General features: G+C 68.9%; 19 protein-coding genes. 9 read left to right on the forward strand and 10 right to left on the reverse strand.

All coding sequences use genetic code 11. The annotated features are described in order from the left end of the window. Positions 1 to 156: 156 nt before the first annotated feature. The 6 genes from K1Y72_RS22200 to K1Y72_RS22225 all read right to left on the reverse strand — a co-directional run bounded on the left by K1Y72_RS22200 (position 157) and on the right by K1Y72_RS22225 (position 3,109). Positions 157 to 444, reverse strand: coding sequence for a hypothetical protein (locus K1Y72_RS22200; protein WP_220168334.1), 288 nt, complete (start codon positions 442 to 444; stop codon positions 157 to 159). After that, complete coding sequence (locus tag K1Y72_RS22205; RefSeq protein WP_220168335.1) at positions 441 to 707, reverse strand: hypothetical protein; 267 nt, start codon at positions 705 to 707, stop codon at positions 441 to 443. Before K1Y72_RS22205 ends, K1Y72_RS22200 begins: the two co-directional genes overlap by 4 nt. Then, positions 704 to 1,168 carry a plasmid replication, integration and excision activator gene (locus K1Y72_RS22210; RefSeq protein ID WP_220168336.1) on the reverse strand — a complete coding sequence of 155 codons (465 nt, stop codon included), beginning with the start codon at positions 1,166 to 1,168 and terminating at the stop codon, positions 704 to 706. The genes K1Y72_RS22205 and K1Y72_RS22210 overlap by 4 nt, the downstream gene beginning before the upstream one ends. A 154-nt stretch (positions 1,169 to 1,322) precedes the next feature. Continuing rightward, a complete protein-coding gene (locus tag K1Y72_RS22215; protein ID WP_220168337.1) occupies positions 1,323 to 2,048 on the reverse strand; it encodes a GntR family transcriptional regulator in 726 nt (241 codons plus the stop codon). Positions 2,049 to 2,165: 117 nt separating this feature from the next. Then, positions 2,166 to 2,567, reverse strand: coding sequence for a hypothetical protein (locus K1Y72_RS22220; protein ID WP_220168338.1), 402 nt, complete (start codon positions 2,565 to 2,567; stop codon positions 2,166 to 2,168). 236 nt (positions 2,568 to 2,803) lie between these two features. Then, on the reverse strand, positions 2,804 to 3,109 hold the full coding sequence (locus tag K1Y72_RS22225) for a hypothetical protein (RefSeq protein WP_220168339.1): 306 nt from the start codon (positions 3,107 to 3,109) through the stop codon (positions 2,804 to 2,806). A gap of 472 nt (positions 3,110 to 3,581) precedes the next feature. Between K1Y72_RS22225 and K1Y72_RS22230 the strand changes: the two genes are divergently transcribed. Further along, positions 3,582 to 4,859, forward strand: coding sequence for an NsdA family TPR-like regulatory protein (locus tag K1Y72_RS22230; RefSeq protein ID WP_258573243.1), 1,278 nt, complete (start codon positions 3,582 to 3,584; stop codon positions 4,857 to 4,859). Here the strand turns inward: K1Y72_RS22230 and K1Y72_RS22235 are convergent. Further along, a complete protein-coding gene (locus K1Y72_RS22235; RefSeq protein ID WP_220168340.1) occupies positions 4,840 to 5,499 on the reverse strand; it encodes an HAD family hydrolase in 660 nt (219 codons plus the stop codon). The genes K1Y72_RS22230 and K1Y72_RS22235 overlap by 20 nt on opposite strands. 334 nt (positions 5,500 to 5,833) lie before the next feature. On the opposite strand from K1Y72_RS22235, the gene K1Y72_RS22240 reads away from it, so the two are divergent. Beyond that, positions 5,834 to 6,349, forward strand: a complete 516-nt coding sequence (locus K1Y72_RS22240; RefSeq protein ID WP_220168341.1) for a DUF6932 family protein — start codon at positions 5,834 to 5,836, stop codon at positions 6,347 to 6,349. Further along, complete coding sequence (locus K1Y72_RS22245) at positions 6,336 to 7,295, forward strand: hypothetical protein (RefSeq protein WP_220168342.1); 960 nt, start codon at positions 6,336 to 6,338, stop codon at positions 7,293 to 7,295. Before K1Y72_RS22240 ends, K1Y72_RS22245 begins: the two co-directional genes overlap by 14 nt. A 711-nt stretch (positions 7,296 to 8,006) precedes the next feature. Here K1Y72_RS22245 and K1Y72_RS37610 read toward each other — a convergent pair. From K1Y72_RS37610 to K1Y72_RS22260, 3 genes are all read right to left on the reverse strand, one after another. Further along, on the reverse strand, positions 8,007 to 8,366 hold the full coding sequence (locus tag K1Y72_RS37610; protein WP_372452960.1) for a DUF4282 domain-containing protein: 360 nt from the start codon (positions 8,364 to 8,366) through the stop codon (positions 8,007 to 8,009). Positions 8,367 to 8,957: 591 nt separating this feature from the next. Next, positions 8,958 to 9,830: a hypothetical protein gene (locus tag K1Y72_RS22255; RefSeq protein WP_220168344.1), complete on the reverse strand. Its 873-nt coding sequence runs from the start codon at positions 9,828 to 9,830 to the stop codon at positions 8,958 to 8,960. Positions 9,831 to 10,623: 793 nt separating this feature from the next. After that, complete coding sequence (locus tag K1Y72_RS22260; protein WP_220168345.1) at positions 10,624 to 10,794, reverse strand: hypothetical protein; 171 nt, start codon at positions 10,792 to 10,794, stop codon at positions 10,624 to 10,626. Between the two features lie 123 nt (positions 10,795 to 10,917). Between K1Y72_RS22260 and K1Y72_RS22265 the strand changes: the two genes are divergently transcribed. The 6 genes from K1Y72_RS22265 to K1Y72_RS22290 all read left to right on the forward strand — a co-directional run bounded on the left by K1Y72_RS22265 (position 10,918) and on the right by K1Y72_RS22290 (position 16,050). Further along, positions 10,918 to 11,445, forward strand: coding sequence for an SMI1/KNR4 family protein (locus K1Y72_RS22265; RefSeq protein WP_220168346.1), 528 nt, complete (start codon positions 10,918 to 10,920; stop codon positions 11,443 to 11,445). A gap of 111 nt (positions 11,446 to 11,556) precedes the next feature. Further along, on the forward strand, positions 11,557 to 11,895 hold the full coding sequence (locus K1Y72_RS22270; RefSeq protein WP_308287181.1) for a VOC family protein: 339 nt from the start codon (positions 11,557 to 11,559) through the stop codon (positions 11,893 to 11,895). 21 nt (positions 11,896 to 11,916) lie between these two features. Next, positions 11,917 to 14,292 carry an ATP-binding cassette domain-containing protein gene (locus K1Y72_RS22275; protein ID WP_220168348.1) on the forward strand — a complete coding sequence of 792 codons (2,376 nt, stop codon included), beginning with the start codon at positions 11,917 to 11,919 and terminating at the stop codon, positions 14,290 to 14,292. 5 nt (positions 14,293 to 14,297) lie between these two features. Then, entirely contained in the window at positions 14,298 to 14,747 is a 450-nt protein-coding gene (locus tag K1Y72_RS22280) for a helix-turn-helix transcriptional regulator (RefSeq protein WP_308287186.1), read from the forward strand. A gap of 5 nt (positions 14,748 to 14,752) precedes the next feature. Further along, entirely contained in the window at positions 14,753 to 15,163 is a 411-nt protein-coding gene (locus K1Y72_RS22285; protein WP_220168417.1) for a VOC family protein, read from the forward strand. Between the two features lie 128 nt (positions 15,164 to 15,291). Next, positions 15,292 to 16,050, forward strand: coding sequence for a DUF4389 domain-containing protein (locus K1Y72_RS22290; protein WP_220168349.1), 759 nt, complete (start codon positions 15,292 to 15,294; stop codon positions 16,048 to 16,050). Positions 16,051 to 16,267 lie beyond the last annotated feature (217 nt).

A 16,267-nucleotide genomic window follows, 5' to 3' on the forward strand; every position in this document is an offset into this window, starting at 1 on the left:
GCGACCGGCACACCCCGCATTCGCTGTCGCCGCAGAACCGCACCACCGTGTGAGCCCACCGGACGTCACGGCGCGTCTGGGCATTGAGGTACAGGGAGCGCAGACCGGCCACCGCTGCAGCCGTCAGCAGGACCAGGAGCAGGACCGCCAGGCCGATCACGCCGCACGCTCCGACCCGGACCCGCAGTCCCGCTCGTCGGCCGTGTTCTGCTCGGCGTGCAGCCGCTCGCACTCGGCCGCGTACGTGGTGACCGCCCGCAGCAGCTCCCGCGCGTTGTCCACGTCGCTCGCGTCGATGTCCTGACGCCCCTCCGGGGACAGGTGCAAGGTCACCCCGCTGGAGCTGATCGACAGAATCGGCGTCGCATGGGCGTAGACCGCGCAGTCGATCCGCGCGTCGTCGCCGATGCGGATGCCCAGCATGCTCCAGGTGCCGCCGCTCACGCCGCACGCCCCTTCCCCAGCCGGCCCGAGGCCGAGCGGTACATGCGTTCCACCTCGGCCGCGTACGCCGCCGCCTGCTCGGCCAGGTTCCGCGCGAACTCCACGTCTTCGGCGTGCAGCCGCTCGGGCAAGGTCAGGGTGACCAGGACCCGGCCCGCCGCCACCGAGAACAGCGGGGTACGCGACGTGAACGCCCGGAACTCGCTGGAGGCGTAACCGTCGATCGGCAGCGTCAGCGCCGACATCCGCCGCCCCGCCATCACGCCGCGTCCTTAGCCGGCCCCGACGCCGACGAGGCGGACGAGGAGGAGGCGGCCGGGCGGGCGGCGGCCTTACCCGGACCACTCGCCGGACGGACCCCACGCGCCCGCCACGAGTACGCCACCCGCGTCCGCACCCGCCCATTGCGGTCGGTCCCGGTCTCCTCCACGTACGGCGTCACCGTCAGCCCGTCGAACTCGCACGGACGGAACGGCCCGAACATCGGCTCCGGCACCACCGGGCACACCTGCGCGGCCACCTTGATCCGAATCGCGGAGTTCTTGTGACTCGCCTCGGGGTCGGCGTCGTAGACGTCCACCACCCACACCGGGAGCCCGGTGTCCTTGTCGGTCTCCTGCCGCTTGGTCTCGAAGTTCTCCAGCGGCACCGCCGGACCCGTCGCGAACACTCCGTGCGGGAACACATCCCCGAAGCTGACGGGGATTCTGCCCTGAATCGCCATGCGCGATCACCTCCGGTTTCACCCGACCACTTAACCGATCGAGTTGTTACTTAGATAGTACGTCGCACACTCGACCGGACAAGTGAACAAGACTGTGACCTGAGTCACATCAGTCAGGTTGGGGATGTAATCGCAGGTCAGCCGCTATGACCCCTCAGTCGGGAACGCCGTAGACGTCTTCCAGCTCATGCAGAGTGCCCGGCATGACGACCTCTACGACGAATCGCGGGGTATCGGCCGCATCGTGCAGTGATGCCAGCACGGACAGCACCGGATCCGAAGTGGAGAGCTTCAGCAGCTCAGCTTCGCTGCCCGAGGCCAGGCGCGCCGACAGTCGCTCGGTGACGTGGTCCAAGCGCAGATCCTTGACAGTCCGCAGATGCTCCCGCACGCCCGAGGGCAGCGGCTTATTGCGATCCAGATAGGTCCCCTGAACCAGAGCAGGCGGGAACCAGCAGGTCACGAGATCAGAGGCGATGCCGTCACGAACGTTCAGCCAGCGCCGCATCACGACCCGTTCACCGGCATCCAGGTTCAGCAGGGCCGCGACCTGACCTGGGGCTTCCACCGTGCCGACCGACAGGGGGCCGGCTGAATCCGACTGTTCGAGAACCGCCAGCCCCGGACGCGTGTGATGTTCGCGGGTCACCGGACGTCCCCGCACGAACGACCCGCGCCCATGCTCACGCGTGATCCAGCCGTCCTGCTGGAGGATCTGCAAGGCTCGCACGGCCGTACTGCGGCCGACCGCGAACTCTCGCATCAACTGCGTTTCAGAGGGCAGCGCATCGCCGGGCCGCAGCTCCCCTTCTTCGATCTGCCGCCGGATCTCAAGTACGAGCCGGGCGTACTTGGGGGGCTGGAACTCCAAACTCGACATCTCGACCGCCTGACGACTTCGCCGCTCGTATGCATAAGTGCATCCTCTGCGACTGTAACGCCAGCAGGGAGGAGAAATCACCTCCCTGGAGTCACGTACCCGTGCGCAGAGCCGGGTTTACCGCGCGACTCCACGCAGCAGCCGGAACCACAGGTCAACGGCCTTGCCGTGGCGGATCCGAGGTGACTCCGCAACCTCGTTGCCGGATGGCCCGCGCACCGTCCGGCGGATGAAGTAGTGCCCGCCCAGGCTGCACAGCTCATACAACGTCGCCCGGCATTCGCAGGTGTGCGCCAGCGTCCGCAGCCGCTCAGCAGGTCCAAGAACCGGGGCATCAGGTTCGCCGATCACCCGCCACTCAACCACTTCGAAGCCGGCCCGGCGCATCGCCACATGCGGCCCATGGAACTCCGCATCACCGCCCGGCGCCCAGGGCGTATCGGCGAAGAAGCCCGACCGCCACAACCGATACTGCGCCGCAGGCGACGCCCCCTTGTCCGGCTGCTTAGGAGAGGTCATCGACCTAGCCAGGCCGGATCAGCCGACGGACGCGCGCGGCCAACCCCGCGCCCTCTCAATGACCTGCGCCAGCTCCACAGGCGTCGGCGCCTCCACCAGCCGCCACCGCCCGCCCCACACCAGCGCCCACCAATGCCCGGTATGAGTGCCGTACCAGGGCTTCACCCCCGGATACCGCCGCGCGATCTCCCGGCAGACCCTCTCCACCTGACCGGCCGGAATGATGCCCACGCCCGTCATCGCCGCCCACCCGCCCGCACGTCATCGCTGTAAGGCAGGTCCTGAGCGAGGAACTCCAGCAACCGCAAGGCCGCCCCCGGAACATCGGTCACCGAGTGCCAGCCACCAGCCCGCCACCAGGCGAACATGCGCCGGTCGTCGATCACCACATAAGCCGACGCCCACCGCGGCCCGTCCCGCCGCACCGCGACCGCCAGCCCGGGAAAGTCGTCCGGGGGACGCACCCGCGCGCCGAGCCTGCTCAACGCCGCACCCAGCTCGACCAACAACCGGCGGTCGTCGTCCTCAGCGCTCCACCACACACCCGCGCTCCCTCCGCCAGGCATGGACGCGGGACCAGTGACGCGGGGACATGGCCGTCCGCCCCGCACAGCCCGAACGGGGAAAGGGCCGCACGAGAACCACCCACACCACATCACCGGCCCCGCAGCTCATCACGCCGCCGTGGCCTTCCGAGGCTCACGACAGGCGTCACAGGGTTGGCGCTTCGGTTCCGGTCCCTGCCCCGAGCCCTGCCGCGTCAGGAACAGGCCCCGCCGTGAAGAAACCCACTTCCAGCCCCGTCCGCCGCAGCGAAGGCACTTGACAGGCGAACCCGAATCGCTCATGGAAGCAGCATGGACTGTGGTTAAGGCCACTTGAAGGCCTTGAAGAGGTCTTCTGGAGGACGTTTAGCGGCCTTATTAGCCTCGAACGGCGGTCTGATGACCTCTTTGCGCCCGGATGCGGTTTAAGGTCAGAGCAGAGAGCAACGACGTATGGAGGTGCGATCTCATGCCCCGAACGGCTGGCAACGCGCGACTCAAGGCAGCGCGGCAACACGCCGGTTATGCCTCTCAGCAGGCATTCGTCGACGCTCTGACCGCCGCCGCCCCCGCCATCGGGCTACGCAACATGCAGGTGAGCGCCCGCCAGGTACGCCGATGGGAGTCCGCTTCGCCGCCCTGGCCCCGCGCCGACCATCAGCGGCTCCTGACTCACGTCCTGCAACTCCCTATGGAGCAGCTGGGCTTCACACCCCCGTGGAGCGACCAGGCAGCCCCCGCCACTTCGGGCACGATGAGCCCTCCCACTTCTACGCCGATCCAGGTCCCCGGGGCAGCCCTCCCGCTGCCCAAGGCCGCCGCCGCAGTGCAGCCGCCCACGGTCGGAGCGGACTTCGCCGCCATCAACGCCGCTCACCGTCGTCTGTACTTCAGCGTCCAGCCGGCCCAGCTCCACCCGACCGTGCTGGAACACACCCGCTTGGGCACGCAGCTCCTGGCCGAGACCACCGGCGTCCCCCGCCGGATCCTGGCAACGGCACTGGCCGAGTCCCTCCTGCTCGTGGGACGCATCGAGTTCTTCGACCTGCGCCAGCCCGAGGAAGCCGACGCGACCTATGTCCGCGCCCTCCAGGCCGCCGGGGAAGCCGATGACCCGCTACTGGGATCGGCGATCCTGGCACACGCCGCGTTCATCCCCGGATGGGACAACCGGCGCGACGAGGCGGCCGAGCGCATGCGCGCGGCCCGGACCTATGCCCGCCGCGGCCCCGCCTCCGCCGAATTCTGGGCATGGCTGGACGCCGTCGAAGCCGAGTGCGAAACCCTGTGCGGGCACCCGCGCGAAGCGCTGCGGCTGATCAGCCACGGCGAAAGCGTTCTCGCCGAGGGCAACGAGAACGCCTCACCCGAGTGGTTCAACTGGTTCTCGCCGGTCAGCCTGGCCGCGTTCAAGGGCAACACCCAGCTCAAGGCAGGCCAGCCAGCCCAGGCCAAGGCCACCCTTCAGCAGGTGCTCAGCGCGCTCGGCGACAGCAACGCCAAGCAGCGCTCGGTCATTCTCGGCGACCTGGCCGCCGTCGAAGTCGCCCAGGGCCACCCCGAAGAGGCGTGCGCCTACGCCGAGCAGGCCCTCGACCAGTTGGCCGTCACCTGGTACGCCACCGGCATGGACCGGATCAACGAAGTCCGCCGATCCCTACAGCGCTGGTCCGACCACGAATGCGTGCAGCGCCTCGACGACCGCCTATACGGCTGGCAAACGACGCTCAGCGCGCTCCAGCGTTGAACTCAGCCACACGGCCCGGAAGCTCGGCCAGCGAATCAATCCGCATCGTCGGAACGCGGTCGGCTTCCGGGTCGTCCTGCTGAATGATCCCCCACGGCCCCCGCCGGATCAGCGCCGTCAGCAACCCGACCTCCACCGCCGGCCGAACGTCGTTGTCGAGCCGGTCACCCACATACAGGATCTCGCTCGCCTCACACGGCGCCGCCTCCACCACCGCGCGGAAGAACCCCGGATCCGGCTTGGACACACCCCAGTCATCCGAGGTCGCGATCAGGTCATGAGGCAGGTCCAGCGACCGCAGGATCCCGCCGGCCCGCACCGTCTGATTCCCGGCGATGCCCACCCACAGGCCATCGTCACGCAGCTTCGCCAGCGTCGGCCGCGCATCGGGATACAGGTCCTCTTCCCCGAACGTCTCCGGCTGCCCGACCTCAGCGCGCTTGTCCCGCTGCTCGGTCAGATCGAAGCCCGGCGCGAACACCTGGAACGTCTCCCGGTAGTCCAGCCCCCGCGCGATCACCGCACCGAACATCGCCGAGAACGTATGCCGAGGCACCCCCAGCCAGTCAGCCCACGTCCCATACTCACGCGTCTCGTTGACGAGGCACTCGCCCACATCGAACACCACAGCCCGGATCATGCCCGCCACCCTACGAGACACCCTGACGAGGCCTCCCAGCCCAGCTCTCCAATGAGAACTTCTCTACATCATCAAGGGCAGCCCGTTTCGCGGCCCGCCGCGCGAACTCGTCGGCGGGCGGGCTGCGGGCTCTCCAGCCCGGTCCCGCCCGCCACGGCCCGCGCCGTTCGCCGATGCCTCCTCGCCTACGCCAGGTCCTGCTTCGCAAGGCATGCCCCTTGCTTGCCCCTTCGTTGCCGGAACCGCCGTCTTGGCCCAAAGTGGCCGTTGTCCAACGTCGAGCAGTCAAGGAGGCGATGATTCGCACATGCCTTCAGGAATGAGTCCGCCAGACTTGGTCGATGGGCACATCCCTCTCGGCCGGTGGGTTTGCACAGTCGAGGAGGCCGAGGCCCAATACATCGCTGGTCGGGGCGAACCGCACGAGCAGATCTGGGCCGACTGGAAGAACTTTACCTCCGCCCTGCGCCAAGTCCTCGGAGAGATCCCTGCCTGCTGGCTAGGAGGGAGCCTCTTCACGGACAAGCCAGACCCTGGGGACATTGACTGTGTCTATGTGATCGACGCCACAAGGCTCGCCAACCCCGCCATCGACAGTCCGCAGGCCCTGAACCTGCTTGGGGCGGTCCTGGAGAACCGCCTCAAGAAGGAGTTCAACCTGCGGATCGATTCGTTCATCTTGCCGTGGATACCTACCCCCGGTCCTATCCCAACGGCGCAGGCGGAGGGATACTTGCAGAGGCGCGGTTACTGGGACGACTTCTGGAGCAGGATCAGGGATCCTAACGACCGGCTCAGCTCGATACCACGGCGCGGCTACTTGGAGGTGATCATCGATGGCTACTCATGACCTCGCCTGGTTTCTGGAGCGTGCTCCCGAGCCGATCAACCCTCTGCCGACCGACCCGGACGAGTGGGGTCGTCGATCCCTAGAGGCCTTCATCGCCAGCCGAACCGACACTCCGCGCGCAGCTCATTCACGCGGAACACTGTGTTTGAGCGGCGCCGGGGTTCACCAGCACTCGGCGGCACTCACCGACGTCGGCATGATCACTACGGGATGGCAGCGCGCCGTATCCGCTGTCGGCGCTGCGATGGAGAAGGGGGCAAAAGCGCTGCGAGGCACCCTGCCCGCCGACATCGTCCAACGTACGACGCTCATCCTTAACGCCGCGCCTTCGGCGGGCTCGATCGTTTTGGCGATCGAACCGCAGAGCCAGCCACTCGACGAGACCGAGCCCGGCGGCAACATGTCGCTGATCCAAGATGCTCGGCCCCTCGCCGACCGGGCATCCGAAAAGTTGATCGATGTGCTGGCAGCCTTCGAGGCGGGCCACGTGACTATCGATGACAGCACGGCGACCACACTGCGCGAGCTGGGTCCGCGTGTGGGAAGTACCTTGACGAATCTCGCCGGAGTGATCAGTCGCGCAGACATCACCCTAGCTGCGAGCTGGGCGGAGCCAGGTGCTCCCACAGTCAGGGCGAACATCACTCCGCGGGCAGCCAAACGTATGAAGGAGTTCGTCGCCGGGAGAGGGCTCGACGCTGAAGAGCAGACACAGGTTGGGACGCTACACACCGTGAGCGACACCCAGGCCTGGCAGGTCACGCTTGCCGAGGGGGGCGAAACCGTACGGATGAGCCCCAAGGAGCTCCCACTCAGTGAAATACGCAAATGGCGGATCGGTGACATTGTCGAGATTCGGGCGCGGATAGCCTTGCGAGAACAGCCAGACGGACATGTTCGTCGGGACTTCACTATTCTCCGAGTCTCGGCGCTAGACGAAGCTTAGCCGACTCCGCCGGAGCAGGCCAACAAGGCCAATCCGTCCTCGTATGGCTGGATTGTCTATTATGTCGGTTGTCTGAGCTCAAAGCGAGGGCTTCGCAGCTCCCAGCCCCCCGCGAGCCGGAGCGCTCGTTCGTGCGAAGCTCGTCTACCGCAACGTCTCGTTCCTCGCGCGAACGAGCACTCCGGGCCGGGGTTGCGGTGGGGCCGGCGTGCTAACGCGGGAGCTAACAACGGCTCTGGACGGGGCTGGACGGGCTTGGAGCCTGGGGTGTCCGTGGAGGCGTCTCAATAGGTCAGTGGACATGTGTGGACGACTGTAAATCTTGCTCGCCAGACTCGTAATGAATAGCTTCGTTGCCGATTTCAGCTGTTTGGGATCAAGGGGCGGCGGCGCTCGCGCCGCTGCGCGGCCCGGCGCCGACGCCGCCCGGCGCGTGCGGCGTGGGCGCCGGTCACCGGCCGGCGGGCGTCGGGCCGCGCATCGTGCAGCCGCCGCCCGCTGCTCGGCGAACGGCGGTCACGGGGTCGCGCCGCCGCCGTGCAGCAGTACGTCAGGACGGTTGGTCGAGCCCGAACCAGGGGGCTACGCCGCCCCCTGGACCCCCGCGAACCGAAGCACACAATCGCGCGCCACTGTCTGTCACACCTGACGACCGTTCGCGCGATTGCGCACTTCGGGCCAGCGCGCGGACGTGCGGCCCTGCGGCACCTTCTACCTATGGCCAGGTTGGCGGGGCGGTGATCTATAGGCGGAGGGTTGCGGCATGGGGAACTGCGGTTGCCGAAACCTGGAGATCATCCGTTCGCAGGCGACCCGGACAACGAGAAGGGTGATGAGGCCAGCACCGATCACGATCGGTGCCGCCAGCCACATGGCCGCCCCCATCCATGAGGCCAGCGCCCAGACCCACAGCAAGCCGAACAGAACCGAGACGACGACGAGCACCAGGGTGCAACTGTAGATCCATCTGATCAGAGACGGGGTCACCTGGCGCTCAAGCTTGAGGTCCAGGAGTGCGCCGAGGGGCGGGCCGCGAGCTGGCGAAGGGCTGTGAGGCTGGCGGGGGTGCAGGGCACTGGTCTAGCGCATCTGTCCAGGTGAGGGCGGGAAGCAGGCCGTAGCGTGACAGCAACGCCACCCCTGGCAGGGCGCAACCTACGCTCTGAGCGCTAGGGAACCCAGGATTTCAAGATCCGGAACATGCGCGGAATGCATCCGGGGGTGAAGGGGAAGCCGGAGTGAGCCGACGCAGGTCGGCGGGGGAGTGCCACCCAAATCCGTGGCGCACTGTAAATCCGTCGGCTTAGCCTACGCAGGTTCGAACCCTGCACCCGCCACACCACGAAGCACGGCCCCTGAGCTGCACCTACGCGCCCAGGGGCCGTTCTCGTTCCCGGAGCGCAGGCGGTACGGACCCCGGCTTCGTTTCCAAGGGTTCCTTTGTACGTCGCTTGGTTGGACGCCTGCTCGTCACGCTTACCGACGATCTGCGTGACTGAGACGCCTACCGCTTCGATGTATGCCGGCACCTCGTCTCCATTGCTCTGGCCAGGGTCGGGTACGGCGTCTCCTTCATCCTGGCAGTCCCGCTTCTCGCTGAGCTGCACGAGCGCGCATGGTCGTCCCCGCCTTGCCCATGTCGGCGAGATAGCCGTCGACTGCTCACTGGGCTCGCGGACTTGTGAGGAGCCAGCCAAGGGCCATGAGGAGGTCCCTCCCTGCGCTGTTGAACTCTTCGTCCATCGTGCGCTCGGCGAAGAGTTCTGAGAGCGTGCCTGTGGTCTGTGCGGCGAGGCCAGGTCGAAGCGCCGCGTACTCCCGCTTGGAATGGCGGTGCAGGACTCCAGCCCGATCAAGGAGTGCTTCGGTCAAGCGCTTGGTGCGGACCAGCTGTACGGCTTCAGCCAGGCCAGACGTGCGCGCGATCAGGCCGTCTACCGTTATGAGCGCTCCAGGGGGACCGGCCGCGTGGATGAGCCTCGTCGATCGGAAGACGCTCGGCGGCTCGAACACCGCACGTGCCGCCGCCTCGAACTCATCACGTTTGGCCTCGCTCAACCGGCCGCCCTGATAGGCGATCTCCGTGAAGATGCGGATGAACCGGTTGCGCGCGGTATCCGATGCACCAGGGTGGTCCATCTGGTTGAGCGCGTCACGGGCGGCCCGATGACATGCCTCTTTGGGGGAGGCACCATCACCGCACCAGGTACTGAACGCCTTCAGCGCCTGGCGCAGCGGCACACACTCCTCGCCCCACCACAGCCAAATGTTCAACGGGATCAGCGCGAGCGCCGGCCTTTTCGGCATCTCCTCACGCTTGCTCAGCAAGAGCAAGAAGAGCCTCCGTTGATTCTCCGAGTGGAGACCCGGACGGGAACCGCGGCCGGCTCCACGCCTGACAGGACGATCGAGAAGCCCGCGACCGATCCAGTCGTGGACCGTGCGTTTCTCGATGGGGAAACCAGCCGCACGGGCATCCTCGACCATGTCGTCCAGGGTGCCCGGGCCCGTCGCCCTCTCCCATTGCCGTTCCACGCTCAGAAGTTACATCGAATCTGCGTCGAGGGGGCCTCGCTCTCGGCAGGCACCGGGGCATGCCCTCGCTAACGTCGAAGACAGGGGCAACTCCGCAGGCCACATGCTTGCCGGCCGGGTCTGCGGAGCGCCCACATCACATGAACACACCATCGTTGAGAGGAGAATCCATGCGTTCTGACTCTACGGGCGCTTGCCCGGATCGGTCGCGCCCTCTGGGCCGCTATCGCCGCTTCCTCGCCGTCAAGATCGCGGGCGGAGCATGCGGTGCCGTGGGCGCCGTCATCGTTCACGCTGCGTGGTACGCGATGAATCACCTCTGACCCGCAACCGCCCAGGCTGCCGTCGAGCAACTCCCAGCGGCGGCCACCTGGCGGTGGAGTGGGTCGCGGTGGATGATGAGGCGATGAGCGGTGGATCCGGCAAAGCGTGGACGATAGAGGAACTTCGGCGGGAGTACGAGCGCTACAGCGCCGAGGTCAATGCGGCCGATCTTCGTCCCAGCACCAAGAGCACCTACCTCAGCCACGCTGATCGGTTCGTGCGCTGGTTGGCCGGCGAAGCCCACATTGCGCCGACCAGGAGTTCGAGGTCGCCCAGGTAGCGGAGACCGAACGGACGCAGGATTCCGGCGGCCGGCCACGCAGTTCGAGCTCTGCACCCGCGATATCAACAAGAACGGCCCCTGAGCTGCATTCATGCGCTCGGGGGTCGTTCTCCTTACCCCGTGCGCCGACGCGAATCGCTTTGCAGGTGATCCAAGTCGGACGTGCCCGGCGTGGACATTCTTGGGTTATCTGGGTTGGCGTGGAGGGGCGTGACGGCTGGCGTGGCGGCGGGTCAGGGCCACTCGGGCCGCTACGAGCAGGCCGAGGACGACCAGCACGCCGATGCCGATCATCACCCAGTGGATGCCCTTGAGGTAGTAGGCCAGCGCGGCCTCGAACGCCATGATCAGTTTCATCTCTGCCCCCTGATCACGCCCTACCCCGGCCGTGGTCGTCTCACGCCCGGGCGGTCGCGGAGAGTGATGGGCGGTGTCGGTGATCTTCGGGTTTTTCCCGGGACGGCGGCCTAGCCTGGGGGGATGAGTGACGATCTTGCGCTTCCCGGGGCGCTCGCCGAGGTTGCGGCTGTCGGGTTCGAGTGGGAGTGGGACGAGGAGACCGACGAAGGGCGCGGGGTCGACTTCGAGGTCTACGAGCGGATCGAGGAGCCGGCCCGGACGGCGTGGTGGTTCCGGTTGTGGACCGGGAACCCCGAGGTCGACGGGGCGCAGTTCCGGTTCTTCGGGACGACCGGGGCCGGGGACTATGTGGGGTTCTGGCTGGTGCGGCCTGGGGCGGCGCTCGTCGAGCAGCCGGTCGTGTACATCGGGTCCGAGGGCGAGCGTGACGTGATCGCCAAGGATCTCGGGGATCTGCTGTGGGTGTTCGCGGCCGGGCTCGGGCCCGCTGAGGTCGAGGAGGGGGGTTCGGCGGAGCCTCATGCGGGGTTCCGGGCGATCGCCGAGCGGTACGCGCCGGGGCGGGAGCGGTCGCCGGAGGCGATCGTCGCGGCGGCGCGGGAGGAGTTTCCGGGGTTTCACGAGCACATCGCCGCTTTGATCCGCTGAGCGGCGGGGGGCATCGGTCAGGAATCGAGAAGCGGGGGTGGCGGGCGGCTGCCTAGCGTGGGGGGCGCGGGCGGCGTTCGGGCCGTTCGGAGGGCGATTCCGGGAGTGGTGATGGGTACCAAGGGGATCACGACCGTGCTGCATCCCGTGGCGGATCTGGCGGCGGCCAAGGCGGTGTACACGGCGCTGCTGGGGGCGGAGCCCAGCACCGACAGCGAGTACTACGTCGGGTACGACGTCGGCGGGCAGCACATCGGGCTCGTGCCGGGCGGGGCGGAGAAGGGGCCCGTCGCGTACTGGGCGGTGGACGACATCGAGGGCAAGCTGGCCGAAGTGTCGGAGGCGGGTGGGACCATCAAGGACGCGCCGCGCGACGTCGGCGGGGGCCGCCGGGTGGCGACGTTCACCGACGTCGACGGCAACGTGCTCGGGGTCCTGCAGGACGGTTGAGCGACGGATGATGGAGGCACGATGACCACGCACGCCGCCGACGGCCATGACCTGATCCGCGTGCACGGGGCGCGCGAGAACAACCTCAAGGACGTCGACGTGGAGCTGCCGAAGCGGCGGCTCACGGTGTTCACCGGGGTCTCGGGGTCGGGGAAGAGCTCGCTGGTGTTCGGCACCGTCGCCGCCGAGTCGCAGCGGCTGATCAACGAGACCTACAGCACCTTCGTGCAGGGGTTCATGCCGTCGCCGGCGCGGCCCGAGGTGGACGTGCTGGACGGCCTGACGACCGCGATCATCGTGGACCAGCAGCGGATGGGCGCCGACCCGCGGTCGACGGTGGGGACCGCGACGGACGCCAACGCGCTGCTGCGCATCCTGTTCAGCCGGCTCGGGGAGCCGCGCCTCGGGTCGCCGAAGGCGTTCGCGTTCAACGTCGCCTCGATCAGCGGGGCGGGCGCGGTGACGGTCGAGCGCGGCGGCCGGAAGGTGAAGGAGCGGCGGGCCTTCAGCATCACCGGCGGCATGTGCCCGCGCTGCGAGGGGCGCGGCGCCGTCACCGACTTCGACCTGTCCCAGCTGTACGACGCGGAGAAGTCGCTGGCGGAGGGCGCCATCACCGTCCCCGGCTACAGCGCCGACGGCTGGTTCGGGCGGATCTTCATGGGGTCGGGGTTCCTCGACCCGGACAAGCCGATCCGCGCGTACGGCGAGCGCGAGCTGCACGACCTGCTGTACCGCGAGCCCACCAAGATCAAGGTGGACGGGATCAACCTCACCTACGAGGGCCTCGTCCCGAAGATCTCCAAGTCGATGCTGGCCAAGGACCGGGAGGCGATGCAGCCGCACATCCGGGCCTTCGTCGACCGCGCCGTCACCTTCACCACCTGCCCCGACTGCGGCGGCACCCGGCTGAACGAGGGCGCCCGGTCGTCCAAGGTCGCCGGGATCGGCATCGCGGACGCGTGCGCGATGCAGATCAGCGACCTCGCCGGGTGGGTGCGCGGCCTGGACGAGCCGTCGGTGGCGCCGCTGCTCGCGGCGCTCGGGGACACGCTGGACTCGTTCGTGGAGATCGGCCTCGGCTACCTGTCGCTCGACCGGTCCGCGGGGACGCTGTCGGGCGGCGAGGCGCAGCGCGTCAAGATGATCCGCCACCTGGGGTCGCCGCTCACCGACGTCACCTACGTGTTCGACGAGCCGACGGCGGGGCTGCACCCGCACGACGTCCAGCGGATGAACGACCTGCTGCTGCGGCTGCGCGACAAGGGCAACACGGTGCTGGTCGTGGAGCACAAGCCGGAGGTCGTCGCGATCGCCGACCACGTCGTCGACCTCGGTCCCGGCGCGGGCCCGGCGGGCGGCGCGGTCTGCTTCGAGGGGACGGTCGAAGGGCTGCGGGCGAGCGGCACCGTCACCGGCCGCCACCTCGACGACCGCACCGCGCTGAAGGAGAAGGTGCGCGAGCCCGCCGGCGTCCTGGAGATCCGCGGCGCGTCCGCGCACAACCTGCGGGACGTCGACGTGGACGTGCCGCTCGGCGTGCTGACGGTCGTGACGGGCGTCGCGGGCTCGGGCAAGAGCTCGCTCGTGCACGGGTCGATCCCGGCCGGCGACGGCGTGGTGTCGGTCGACCAGAGCCCGATCCGCGGGTCGCGGCGCAGCAACCCGGCGACCTACACCGGGCTGCTCGACCCGATCCGCAAGGCGTTCGCGAAGGCCAACGGGGTGAAGCCGGCGCTGTTCAGCGCCAACTCCGAGGGCGCCTGCCCCACCTGCAACGGCGCCGGGGTGATCTACACCGACCTCGCGGTGATGGCGGGCGCCGCCACCACCTGCGAGGACTGCGAGGGCCGGCGGTTCCAGGCGGCGGTGCTGGAGTACCGGCTCGGCGGCCGCGACATCGCCGAGGTCCTCGCGATGCCGGTGGACGAGGCGGCGGGGTTCTTCGGCGACGGCGAGGCGCGCCTCCCGGCCGCGCACCGCATCCTCGGCCGGCTGTCCGACGTCGGGCTCGGCTACCTCGCGCTCGGGCAGCCGCTCACCACGCTGTCGGGCGGCGAGCGGCAGCGGCTGAAGCTCGCCGCCCACATGGGCGGCAAGGCCGGCGTGTACGTCCTGGACGAGCCGACGACCGGCCTGCACCTCGCCGACGTCGCGCAGCTCCTCGGCCTGCTCGACCGGCTGGTGGACGGCGGCACGTCGGTGATCGTCATCGAGCACCACCAGGCCGTGATGGCGCACGCCGACTGGATCATCGATTTGGGGCCGGGGGCGGGCCACGACGGCGGGCGGGTCGTGTTCGAGGGGACGCCCGCCGCGCTCGTCGCGGACGGGTCCACCCTGACCGGGCGGCACCTGGCGGCCTACGTCGGCGCCGCGCCGGGGCGGGCGTCGTGACGCCGATCGTGCGCCCCGGGCCGCGCGCGGTCCGGCCGGGCAGGGCGTCCGAACCGCAGCGGCTGCGGGACCTCGCGGTGCTCCGCCGCGTCCGCGACCGGATCGACCGCGAGTACGCGCGGCCGCTCGACGTCGAGGCGCTGGCGCGCGGCGCGCACATGTCGGCGGGGCACCTCAGCCGCGAGTTCCGGCTCGCCTACGGCGAATCGCCGTACGGGTACCTGATGACGCGGCGGATCGAGCGGGCCATGACGCTGCTGCGCCGCGGCGACCTCAGCGTCACCGAGGTGTGCTTCGCGGTCGGCTGCTCCTCGCTCGGGACGTTCAGCACCCGTTTCACCGAGCTCGTCGGGACGCCGCCGAGCGTCTACCGGCGCCGCGCCGCGGAGGAGACGGCCGGGATACCGCCGTGCGTGGCGAAACAGGTGACGCGGCCGTTGAGGAAGAGGGCGTGACCGGCATGGAGATCTCCGTTCACCACGTCTTCCTGCCGCACGACGACCCGGACGCGTCCCTGGCCTTCTACCGGGACGGCCTCGGGTTCGAGGTCCGCGGCGACGTCGGGTACGGCGGGATGCGCTGGATCACCGTCGGGCCCGCCGGAGGGTCCGGGACGTCGATCGTGCTGCACCCGCCGGCGGCGGACCCCGGCATCACCGCGGAGGAGCGCCGCACCGTCGCCGAGATGATGGCGAAGGGCACCTTCGGCAGCATCATCCTGGCGGCCGACGACCTGGGCGCCGCGTTCGAGCGGCTGGAGCGGACCGGCGCCGAGGTCGTCCAGGAGCCGGCCGACCAGCCCTACGGCGTCCGCGACTGCGCCTTCCGCGACCCGGCGGGCAACCTCGTCCGCATCCAGCAGGCCGGCTGACGGCGCGGGGTCCGCGCGGCGGGGCAAGGCTTCGCAGGCCCCCCGCCATCGGATGATCAAGTGCCGTTTCCGCCGGCGGGCGCGCGGGGAACCCTTCCGGGAAAGCCCAGGCGCGGAGGTGGGACGCGATGATACCGACGACAGGGGAGCGGGAGCGGCTGCCGGAGCTGGACGTCGAGCCGCCCGTCCGCCAGTCCCGCGTGACGGTGTTCTTCCGGCTGCTGCTGGCGATCCCGCACTTCGTGGTGCTGTTCTTCCTCGGCATCGCCCAGTTCTTCGTGGCGATCGTCGGCTGGTTCGCGGCGCTGTTCACCGGGCGCCTGCCGGAGGGCATCCGCGACTTCCTGATCGGCGTGCTCGGCTGGGAGACGCGGGTCGGCATGTACGTCGCGCTCACCGTCGACCGCTACCCGCCGTTCTCGTTCGAGCCCCGCGGCCACCCGGTCGCCATCGACGTCGGCCCGCCGACGCCGCTGAACCGGGTGGCGGTGTTCTTCCGGTTCATCCTGGTGATCCCGGCGTGGATCCTGATGGGCCTGCTGACGAGCGGCTGGTGGTCGGTGTCGTTCATCATCTGGCTGATCGTGCTGATCCTCGGCCGGATGCCCGCGCCGCTGTTCGAGGCGACCGCCGCGATCGGCCGCGCGTCGATGCGCACCCGCGCCTACTTCGGGCTGATGACGCCCGCCTACCCCAAGGGCTGGTTCGGCGACCCGGCCGCCGGGCCGCGGATGTCGGCGACCCGGCCGCTGGTGCTGTCCACGGCCGCCAAGGCCCTCATGGTGATCTTCATCGTGCTGGGCGTCGCCAGCGGCACCAGCCAGAGCACGGTGAACCGCGACCACAACGGCGACGACGCGACGACCACCTCCTCCGTCGCGCCCTGACGCCCGCCCGCGTGCGGACGCTCGAATGCGGCGGGCATGACAACGTCACTGCTTTGCCAATGCCGTTAGGAGCAAAGCAGTGCGAGCCATTTCTCGGGGCTTTAAGGCGCGGGCTCCGGTGCATGTCACTTGGGCTGGCAGGCAGGTCAGATGGTACCGGTAATTGCGCGGGGCGCCATTTCGGACGGAAAATGCGGTGGGACGGGGATGGCGCTGC

The sequence above is a fragment of the Actinomadura parmotrematis genome (assembly GCF_019458805.1).
Classification (GTDB): domain Bacteria; phylum Actinomycetota; class Actinomycetes; order Streptosporangiales; family Streptosporangiaceae; genus Spirillospora; species Spirillospora parmotrematis.

What these genes read in the sequence shown, in the direction of transcription:
- K1Y72_RS22270 (WP_308287181.1), top strand. Translation starts at nt 11,557, where the DNA reads ATGGGTACCAAGGGGATCACGACCGTGCTGCATCCCGTGGCGGATCTG.
- K1Y72_RS22215 (WP_220168337.1), bottom strand. Translation starts at nt 2,048, where the DNA reads ATGTCGAGTTTGGAGTTCCAGCCCCCCAAGTACGCCCGGCTCGTACTT.
- K1Y72_RS22285 (WP_220168417.1), top strand. Translation starts at nt 14,753, where the DNA reads ATGGAGATCTCCGTTCACCACGTCTTCCTGCCGCACGACGACCCGGAC.
- K1Y72_RS22290 (WP_220168349.1), top strand. Translation starts at nt 15,292, where the DNA reads ATGATACCGACGACAGGGGAGCGGGAGCGGCTGCCGGAGCTGGACGTC.
- K1Y72_RS22275 (WP_220168348.1), top strand. Translation starts at nt 11,917, where the DNA reads ATGACCACGCACGCCGCCGACGGCCATGACCTGATCCGCGTGCACGGG.
- K1Y72_RS22235 (WP_220168340.1), bottom strand. Translation starts at nt 5,499, where the DNA reads ATGATCCGGGCTGTGGTGTTCGATGTGGGCGAGTGCCTCGTCAACGAG.
- K1Y72_RS22230 (WP_258573243.1), top strand. Translation starts at nt 3,582, where the DNA reads ATGCCCCGAACGGCTGGCAACGCGCGACTCAAGGCAGCGCGGCAACAC.
- K1Y72_RS22220 (WP_220168338.1), bottom strand. Translation starts at nt 2,567, where the DNA reads ATGACCTCTCCTAAGCAGCCGGACAAGGGGGCGTCGCCTGCGGCGCAG.
- K1Y72_RS22210 (WP_220168336.1), bottom strand. Translation starts at nt 1,168, where the DNA reads ATGGCGATTCAGGGCAGAATCCCCGTCAGCTTCGGGGATGTGTTCCCG.
- K1Y72_RS22265 (WP_220168346.1), top strand. Translation starts at nt 10,918, where the DNA reads ATGAGTGACGATCTTGCGCTTCCCGGGGCGCTCGCCGAGGTTGCGGCT.
- K1Y72_RS22245 (WP_220168342.1), top strand. Translation starts at nt 6,336, where the DNA reads ATGGCTACTCATGACCTCGCCTGGTTTCTGGAGCGTGCTCCCGAGCCG.
- K1Y72_RS22260 (WP_220168345.1), bottom strand. Translation starts at nt 10,794, where the DNA reads ATGAAACTGATCATGGCGTTCGAGGCCGCGCTGGCCTACTACCTCAAG.